The organism is Paratissierella segnis (genome assembly GCF_014385195.1).
Lineage (GTDB): Bacteria > Bacillota > Clostridia > Tissierellales > Tissierellaceae > Paratissierella > Paratissierella segnis.
Window position 1 is genome coordinate 1 of record NZ_JACRTG010000009.1, and the last position, 9376, is coordinate 9376.

The window sequence follows — 9376 nt, forward strand, 5'->3', positions numbered from 1 at the left end:
TGTTTTGGCATGCTGTCAAGGGTGGCGGCGCACCAAGTTTAAATATATTTTGCAATTTTCTAGGTTCATTTGAGCCTAATTTCTTTGACTCTGTTTTTCATAGGCTACTTTACACTATCTATAACAATTGACAGCCGTCAATGAATTTTTCTTCTCATTTTATTAAAATTTGATATACTATATATAAAAGCATATCCATACAATTAGGAGGATAATTATGTATAATTTTGAATTAAATAAAGAAATAGATACCCCTTTATATATACAGCTATATCAAAAGTTTAAAACATTGATAGAAGAAAATCAACTAGTTGGTGAAAAATTACCTTCCATACGAAGTCTTGCCAAAGATTTAAAAATTAACAATGTTACTGTTGTTAATGCATATAAACTCCTTGAACAAGAAGGATATATATATACTATCAAAGGTAGTGGAACTTATATAAAAAAATTTCATCCGTCTACTGATATTTCCTATATAGATGAAGGGGACTTGGATTTAATGATTTCTGGCATATTGCCTATTTCGAAAAATAGCATTAATTTTTCAAGCATGTCTCCCACGCCTGACCTGTTTCCAATTGTTGAATTTAAACAATCCTTAGTGGAAGTCTTGGATAGAGATGGAGGTCTGGCATTTTTATACCCTGAAATAAATGGATATGAACCTTTAAGAGAGTCAATTTCTAAATTTCTTCTAAACTATTACAATACAAAAGTCAATAAAGGCCAGATTTTAATTACGTCCGGTGGACAGCAAGCTTTGGATATCATATCCAAAACTCTTATCAATCAAGGCGATCCAATATTTGTTGAAAACCCAACTTATTCCGGAGCTTTTGCAGTGTTCAATTCGAGAGGTGCCAAGATTATCGGCATACCAATGAATGAAGATGGTATTGATATATCTGAATTGAAATCCCTAATAAAGAAGTATAAACCAAAATTCTTATATATAATGACCAATTTTCAAAGTCCTACTACATACTCCTATAGCGAAGAGAAAAAGCGTGAATTATTGGATTTGGCCAATACTTACAATTTCTATATTATAGAAGATGATTTTCTTACGGATTTAAGCTTCGGTGATAAAAAAACTCCGCTTAAATCCCTCGATAATAGCGATAAAGTTATATATATTAAGAGTTTTTCAAAAATATTTATGCCCGGCATTAGAATTGGCTTCATAACACTGCCACATAAGCTTTTTCGGGATATTTTAAAAGCGAAACATACTACGGATATTTCATCTTCAGGGTATTTGCAACGAGCTTTTGATTTATACTTGAGAAAGGGTTATTGGATGAATCATATAGAAAATATTAAAAGAGTATATTTTGAAAAATATAAGATAATGCTTGGGGAATTAGAAAAATTAAAGGATTATGGCATCGAATATATGGAACCTAATGGAGGATTGAGCCTTTGGCTGAAATTACCTAAAGAAATCGATGCATTTGAATTGTATAAAGAATGTTATGAGAACAATTTATCAATTGTTCCGGGTAAGATATTTTATATAGATAATAACATTTATAACAATTATATAAGAATCAGCTTTGGTGCCGTTAGCAACGAAGAAATCGTAAAGGGTGTAAATATTTTATATGATATCCTTAATGAGCCCTTTAAAAATAATAAATATCTTCCATTTATTTAAATGTTGTTGAAGATAATGGGCGGGTAGGCCGCCCTAAAAATTTGTGATGTTCTTAATTGAATTATAAGCTTTATCTAACGAAAGCTTCTAAAACCCTTACCTCCTTATTTTTGCTTTTTCCTGTTGGAACCATTGTAATAGAAGATACATTGGCCGGAATAATAAATGTTTCAGCATAGTGAACCTTATAAGGCTGGAATGAATCATTTGGAGAAGAAATTGTAATCTCATCACCATCTACCAAATTCATCATTCTGACATTGTCATCTATCTTCAATGTAACGGGCCTTTTAAATGTATGCCTGATAGTTTCTATGAATTCTAAAGGATGGAGCCCTGTTTTCTCACTCATATACCCTTCTTCACTGTAAATTGGCTTGATTTGATTTACAAATTCATTCATTACAAAATCTTTATTGTAATTAGGGTTTAAGACCTGCCTTCCTTCTTTGATATGGATAGGTCTTGGTAACCCATCTAAACCCAGTCTATCCCAATCCCATAGCTTAAACGTGAAAATATAGGCAGAAGAACTTACCTCCAACACCATACATCCAGATCCTGAACAATGGATTGTCCCAGGTGGAATTAAAATATGGTCATGAGGTTTTACATCGATTGTATTTATATATCTTTCTGCTGGAAAAGATATTTTACCCTCCTGTGCCTTTTCTAAATCCAAAAACATTTCATCCAAATCAATTCCGTTTTGAATACCTAAATATACCTTTGCGTCTTTTTCTGCATCAAGAATATAATAACTTTCCTCTTGGGTATAGGGCATACCATAATTTCCCTTTATAAAATCAACTGTTGGATGTACTTGTAAACTCAAATTTTGTCCGCCTATGGTATCCAAAAAATCAAACCGTATAGGAAATTCGGCACCAAATCTGGCATAAACCTTTTTACCAAGAAGCTCTAAAGGGCGTGAAAGTGTAATATTCATTGCCGGACATTCAAAAACATTTCCATCTATTTCAAAAAAAATGGAGTTTTCTTCAGGAACACCATCAAAACACCACGCATAATTTTCCTCGCTCTTATCAAGATCGCATACTTCTTTCATCCACTGACCACCCCATACACCGGGATCAAAATACGGAACTGTACGGAAAGGACGGCTAACAGCTTCATTCATAGCTTTTTGAAAAGCATCCCCCGTAATCATGACAGGTTTATTGCTTTTATTCGTATCAAGCCAATAATCAACACTAGTAAAAAGACTTCGTTTATGCTTATCTGCAATTCTCCACTCCACAAAATATCCTCTCTTATATTTTACTAATATATCTTCATCATAATTTCTCTGTTTAAAATTAGGCATTCCTTTTCTATATCTAAGCTGAATCTCCCAGCGACTCATGTCTGCGTATATAAGAATATCTCCTTTTGATATAAGACTTGCACCAAATCCATAAATAAGAACCTTTTTTCCCTCCGCTTTTTCAAGCTTATTCTTCATTTCATTAAGAGAATTTTTATCTACATAATCTAAAATACTTCCATAATACATAACTCCTCTTACCCTGTCATTAGTTAAATGAGACTCCATCATTTTTGTAAGTGTGTCACCATCGTAAAAAATATCTTCACTAAGTAAAATAAGCTCCGGATTTAATTCTTTCTTAAGGTTTTCTAAAACCTCTTTATCATCTACACCGGGATAACAATCCACAACATATTTATTTTTCTTATGACCATTAAGTTCTTCCCCTATTTCCCCGTACGATATAAAAACATCCTTATTGCAATCTTTTAATGCAATAATTGGGTATTTGTTATAATTTGATTTTCTATTTATATGTTTCAATTCATTACCTCTCTATTCTGTAATAATAAATCAGCATATTCAAAATAACAGGTAAATTAACTTTCTTTTAATTATAAGAAATTTCAATTCATACATCCGTGAAGATAAGAAAGTTAATTTACCATAATAATTCCATATAAATACTTAGAATTAAATACAATTATTCAAAAAACTTACAATTTTTAACGCTTCTTTTTTATCTTCTATAGAAACAAGTTTACCTCTAAATTCATCATCCATAAGTTTTCTGGCAAGTTCTGCTAATATTTTTAAATGATCATTACTTATATTTGTTGATGGATTAGCAATTCCAAATATAAGTTCAACATTATCATCATTTCCCCACGAAATAGCCTCTGAAAGCTTTATAAATATTAGCGAAGGTTTATTTACGTGTTCAGTATGTGCATGTGGTATAGCCACTCCAAGCCCCATAGAAGTTGAAAATTCTTCTTCACGTTTCAAAATATCTTGAATAAGCCCCTCCTTGTTACAGGTACGTTCATCATTATACAGCATTTCTGCAAGTTCATTTATAACCTCATTTTTATCTTTAAGCATAACATTAATTTGAATTAAATTCTCATTAATTAAGTCCATATTTTCTACCTCAATTTTTCTTCATCATTCCTCGACATCAGGATTCTTTCTTATCAACATAAAAATAATACCAACAGCTACAGCTGTACCGATTAAAAAACTAAGAAGATACAAAGGAATATTACTTACTAGAGGAAGTGTTTCAAGTCCTCCTATTGGAGCAGCAAGTGTTATTCCAAATGCAGCTGTTATTGCACCTGTTACCCCCGCACCTATGCATAAGGCAGGAAGAATTTGCTTAGGTTTTGCCATAACATAAGGTATTGCCCCTTCGACAAAGAAACTAAGTCCCATGATATAAGCACTTAGCTTGGCATCACGTAAGTTCTGCTCAAACTTTTTAGGGAAGAGTGTAGCTGCAACTGCACAACTTGTACTTACCACCATTGCACTACATCCGCATGCTGCCATAATTACACTTGGAACAGCAGATCCATCTGCAGCTGTTAATGTTGCTACGGAGAAAAAATAAGCTGTCTTATTAATTGGACCTCCAAGATCAAGGGCAAGCATAATACCTATGATTGCACCCAAGATAATTATATTAGTTCCACTTATACTTGTAAGGAAATTAGTAAGCCCCATATTTATAGGTGCAACAATAAGATTTACGCCTGTTATAGCCAAAGAAGCTACTGCAACCCCAATTAAAGGATATATGAGAAGGGTTTTTATTCCCTCAAGTGACCGTGGAAGGTTTGATAATCCTTTTTTTAGAAGTAAAATTACATATCCGCTTATAAATCCAGCTGCAATTGCTCCTAAAAATCCTGTTCCATCATTACGTGCAAGAGTACCCGTTATCATACCAACCAAAATAGCAGGTCTGTCTGCAATTGAATACGCTATATAAGCTGCCATAATAGGAAACATATAATCCATTCCAATGCCGCCAATTTTGAGAAGCCATGCTGAAATCATAGTAGAAGATCCAAAAGTACTTGTTGCGGAATTGCTTACATCAAGCAAAAACGCAAAAGCGGTCATAATCCCTCCTGCAATGACAAATGGTAAGAAATAGGATACTCCAGACATCAAATGCTTATAAAACTTTTTCATTTTTACCTACCTCCTTTATATATTTCAACATCCTTATTTGCTATTTTTTCAAAAATATTAGCAGCATTTCTCACAGCTTCTGAAACAGAAGTTTCTATGAGAGGTTTTCCTATAAAACGTTCCGTTTCTACTGAAGTATCCGCTGCAATAATAACGAAGTCAGCATTTTTAATGTCGTCTTCGTCAAGACGATTTTCTACACCTCCTGCACCATTTGTTTCAATTTTCACTTCGTAGCCCAACTTCCTCCCATATCTCTCCAAACTTTCAGCTGCCATATACGTATGAGCAATTCCAGCTGGACAAGCACAAACGCCTATAATTTTTTTCATGTCTTTTACCTCCATTCATTTTTTTATTTTAATAATTCTTAACTCACCTCCATTCATTTCAGGAAGTTTATTAGATACATCAACAATTTCTAATTCGTCGATCATATCAGTAATGTAGGCCTCTTTACCGTTATTGTATCCGATAAGTTCTCCTCCACTAGATGGATGGTTTTTGTTATTATAAAGTCTTAGAATATAGCTTTCGGATAAATCCGATTTAACAATTGTTCCAAAGCTTCCATCCAAATCTTTTACCTCCATAAATTCATAGCTTCTTGGCAAAGGCTTGCTTAGAGGATTGGTAGGGAAATATGAAATAGGATTAATAGATTTATCGAAATCTTGTTTCTGATAATAAGAATCTTCACAAGCATATTCAACATAAGCATTCGTAATTTTATTAGCGTCATATTTTTTATTAAAATAAAGAGCAAGCTCAAATTTGTTTTTCTTTTTCATTTGGCATTCCGGAGTGGAAAATACCATATAATCCAGTCCACTTGGCCTCCCTGGACGTCTGTTTAAATCAGGATATCCAAGTGCACCATATGATCGGAAAAGGGTAATTGATATATCGGAAAAATTATTCCCTATAAACTCATATTCTTTACTGCTTCTGGTAAATACACTTACAGTATAGTCTTCATTTACCATGGATACATGGTTTAATAAAGGAAATGTTGGGCTTGGCTCTTCAAACCACTTTTCTTCCCTCCATATTTTTAGTTCTTCCGGATTTGTTTTCCGTTTTATATATCCATACTGCGTTCCTGCATAAGAATATTCATTTTTGCTAGTACCCCTAAATACAATCCTTACACGATGCTGCTCTGATTTATTATCAACTTCTCCACTTATCTCAATAACATCGCTGTCCTTTTTTAATGATATTTGTATCGAATACAACATCTCATCATCACATATTTTGGTTTTCCGTTTGGACAAGTCAGATGGTATCAACATCTTACCTTTTATTTTCATTATGCTTATTTCTTTTGAAATTCTGTAGTCAACATCTGAATTATCCATATAATCATGAAGTATAAGATCATGATCGGGATATGAATAGTCAAAACTATCACCTTCATCTCCAGATTCTTCTATATAAATTGCTTTTTCAATCTTCAAATCAAGTTTTTTATCATGAATGACAATTCCATCTTGATTCTGATAAATTTTATATCTATTATTTTCTATAAACCGGTCATATTGTGTAAATAAATTAAAACTAGCTTCATCTACCTCTATTACACTAAAAGTTTTATATGAAATACCATTGAATTCACATGTCTTAAAAACAATATCTGTTTCATAATAAAATTTACTATAGTCAATAAGTTCTGCATCTTTACGAAGTACACCACAGTTTTTCTTTATACTTTTTACAACTGTAAAGGAAATATTGTCTCCATTTTCATCAAGTATTTTGAAATTAGGAGTTTTTGTAAGTATTTTAAAAGAACCAATTATTCTTCTCTTTTCAGGTAATGTATTAAATACAACAAGTGGATATGATTCGCTGTTATCCTTTTCTAACGATATAGAAACAAGCTTCATCAAATAAATTTTTGCAGAAGTCGCAAGATTTAAAACGTTCTTTGTCTCTCTTTCTATGTAATTGTTAGTTTCATCTGTTAGGTTTGCAGAAGAATGGGTCTGACATTTAACAAGATTTTCCCATGCCTTATCTATAATTCCATGATCATATTCTATCCCTAGCGAATCAAGCATTGACATCAATGGCTGAAGTTCATAGGTAAGTATCCTCTCACATCTATCTTGAAGTCCTTTAATGTCTGATCTAGCTGAAAATATTGATTTATGTACTCTATGGTATTGTGTAGAGAAAAGTTCGCTTTTATGAGTTTGCAAATTTTTACCCTCTGCTCTTACATGATTACAAAATTCTTCCCATGTAGTAAGTTTAAAAACGATATCATCCTGTTTTTTGTTATAAAATTCTATTTTTTTAGGAATGTCTAATATAGCAGGATTTTGGTCAAAACCTAACGGAAATACAAATTCATTTTGAACTGTAGAAAACTTCAAAAGTCGTTCTATTAAACTTTTAACGCTTATTTTATTATAATCCTTAGCCTCTTCCTCAAATAGAATGCCTTCTTTAAATGCATAACAACCATACCCATAACCTGAAAGCATAGTACAAACCAAAAGTTTACTGCCATCATTTGACTCCATATAAAATTCATTTCCAAGTTCATAAGAATCGCCTACTCCTCTGGTAATAACAAAGTCTTTAATCCCAAATTTATTAAATATTTTGGGAAAATCATAAGAATGACCAAAAGAATCTGGCAAATATGCAATTTTTGATATAGTACCAAGCTTCCTCGCTGTTTTAATACCTAGCCTTAGATTATTAACAACTGACTCTCCACTCGAAATAAAACAGTCCAGCTGAGAATTAAACGGACCTATAATAAGTTTTCCACTTCTTACTAGTTCCTCTATATATAATTCATCTTCCGGATGCATATATAAGTATTCATCAATTGGTGCAGTTTGCCCGTCCATAAAGAAATTTACAATCTTTCCATCCTTAAACCCCCTTATCATCTCCTTCATATTATAACTAAACTGTACAGCTGCATCTTGAACAGTAAAATACCATATCAAATCCCAATGAGTATGATGAATGCAATGAGCAATCTTTTTAGACATTTTACTTCCTCCTTCTATCAATTATTTTTATAAAACGGCTTCTTCATCTGTTTAATCTTTTAATAATTGTTATGCCACTATTCTTTCGTAAAATTCATTTTATATTAATTTTAATAAGTCTAATGATATTTGCTATAATTTTATTAGCTTTTATAATTTTGATTTTACATTATAATGTTATGACATTATGATGTAAAAAATTACAACATCCCCTCTTATTTTTCTACATTACCTATATAATACCTATATTCACTTCCAACATAAAAGCATTCAGAATATTCACGAAAAGATTTTCCTATTTCCTTTGTAAATCTGACACGCTTTAAAATTGGTGTGTATTTTGTAATATTTAAAGTTTTCATAAGTTCATCATCAGGAAGCACTGCTTCAACATATTCATTTATTGAGTTAACAATAATTCCAAAAGTACTTAAATATTCATAGAATGAGCCGTAATAATCCTTACTGTCTAGAGAATAGTTTTCATTACACACAAAATACGTATCAAAAAAAGCAAATGCGCTTTCATAAATACCAAGAACTCTCCTCAAATTCATGACTGGAATATTGCTTTCGATATTTAAACAATTAGCTATTTTTCTACTTGCTGGTATTTTCTGAATTGAAGCACTTATAGTATGCGCTTCTTTTCCAAGGTCTGTCATCTCCTGAGTGAATCCTTTAATAGAAGTTAAGGATTCTTGTTGATCCATCCCACGTACAAAAGTACCAATAGCTCTCTTACGATATAAAAGCCCTTCCTGCACAAGAAGATCTATTGCCTTTCTAATGGTAATGCGACTAACATTATAAATGTCACATAGTTCCATTTCTGTTGGAATCTGTTCATCTACTTTCCACTCATTTGTATATATTTTAAAACGTAAATCATTAAAAACTTCTGCATATAAGGGCAATTTATTAATATTCACATACATTCCCACCTGTTCATTTATACAAGAATTCAAGGAATATGACATTCTCATTTAAAGTAATATTGTTATAACAATGTTAATAGTATCATATTTTAAAATCATAATCAAGCTATTTTTAAGAAATAAAAGATCCTATTACTTGTATTTGTAATAGGATCTTTTATTTCTATTAGCCTGGCAACTTCCTACTCTCCCAGAGCGTTACCACTCAAGTACCATCGGCGTTAAGAGGCTTAACTTCTGTGTTCGGTATGGGTACAGGTGTTTCCCTCTTGCTATCGTCACCAGACGAAAA

Annotated in this window: 7 protein-coding genes and 1 rRNA gene; 1 reads left to right on the top strand and 7 read right to left on the bottom strand. The window is 32.2% G+C overall.

Going from position 1 to position 9376, the window contains the following annotated elements; genetic code table 11:
• Positions 1 to 217 precede the first annotated feature (217 nt).
• Positions 218 to 1660, top strand: coding sequence for a MocR-like pyridoxine biosynthesis transcription factor PdxR (gene pdxR / locus H8707_RS03470; protein WP_262428767.1), 1443 nt, complete (start codon positions 218 to 220; stop codon positions 1658 to 1660).
• A 70-nt stretch (positions 1661 to 1730) separates the two neighbouring features.
• On the opposite strand, the gene H8707_RS03475 is transcribed toward pdxR, so the two are convergent.
• From H8707_RS03475 to rrf, 7 genes are all read right to left on the bottom strand, one after another.
• Positions 1731 to 3473 carry a class I mannose-6-phosphate isomerase gene (locus H8707_RS03475; protein WP_262428768.1) on the bottom strand — a complete coding sequence of 581 codons (1743 nt, stop codon included), beginning with the start codon at positions 3471 to 3473 and terminating at the stop codon, positions 1731 to 1733.
• A 150-nt stretch (positions 3474 to 3623) separates the two neighbouring features.
• Complete coding sequence (locus tag H8707_RS03480; RefSeq protein ID WP_262428769.1) at positions 3624 to 4073, bottom strand: PTS sugar transporter subunit IIA; 450 nt, start codon at positions 4071 to 4073, stop codon at positions 3624 to 3626.
• A 24-nt stretch (positions 4074 to 4097) separates the two neighbouring features.
• A complete protein-coding gene (locus H8707_RS03485; protein WP_262428770.1) occupies positions 4098 to 5132 on the bottom strand; it encodes a PTS fructose transporter subunit IIC in 1035 nt (344 codons plus the stop codon).
• Positions 5133 to 5134: 2 nt separating this feature from the next.
• Complete coding sequence (locus H8707_RS03490; RefSeq protein ID WP_262428771.1) at positions 5135 to 5479, bottom strand: PTS fructose transporter subunit IIB; 345 nt, start codon at positions 5477 to 5479, stop codon at positions 5135 to 5137.
• Positions 5480 to 8146 carry a glycoside hydrolase family 38 N-terminal domain-containing protein gene (locus H8707_RS03495; RefSeq protein ID WP_262428772.1) on the bottom strand — a complete coding sequence of 889 codons (2667 nt, stop codon included), beginning with the start codon at positions 8144 to 8146 and terminating at the stop codon, positions 5480 to 5482.
• 215 nt (positions 8147 to 8361) lie between these two features.
• Entirely contained in the window at positions 8362 to 9078 is a 717-nt protein-coding gene (locus H8707_RS03500) for a GntR family transcriptional regulator (protein ID WP_262428773.1), read from the bottom strand.
• A gap of 175 nt (positions 9079 to 9253) precedes the next feature.
• Positions 9254 to 9370, bottom strand: a 5S ribosomal RNA gene (gene rrf / locus H8707_RS03505).
• Positions 9371 to 9376: the final 6 nt, after the last annotated feature.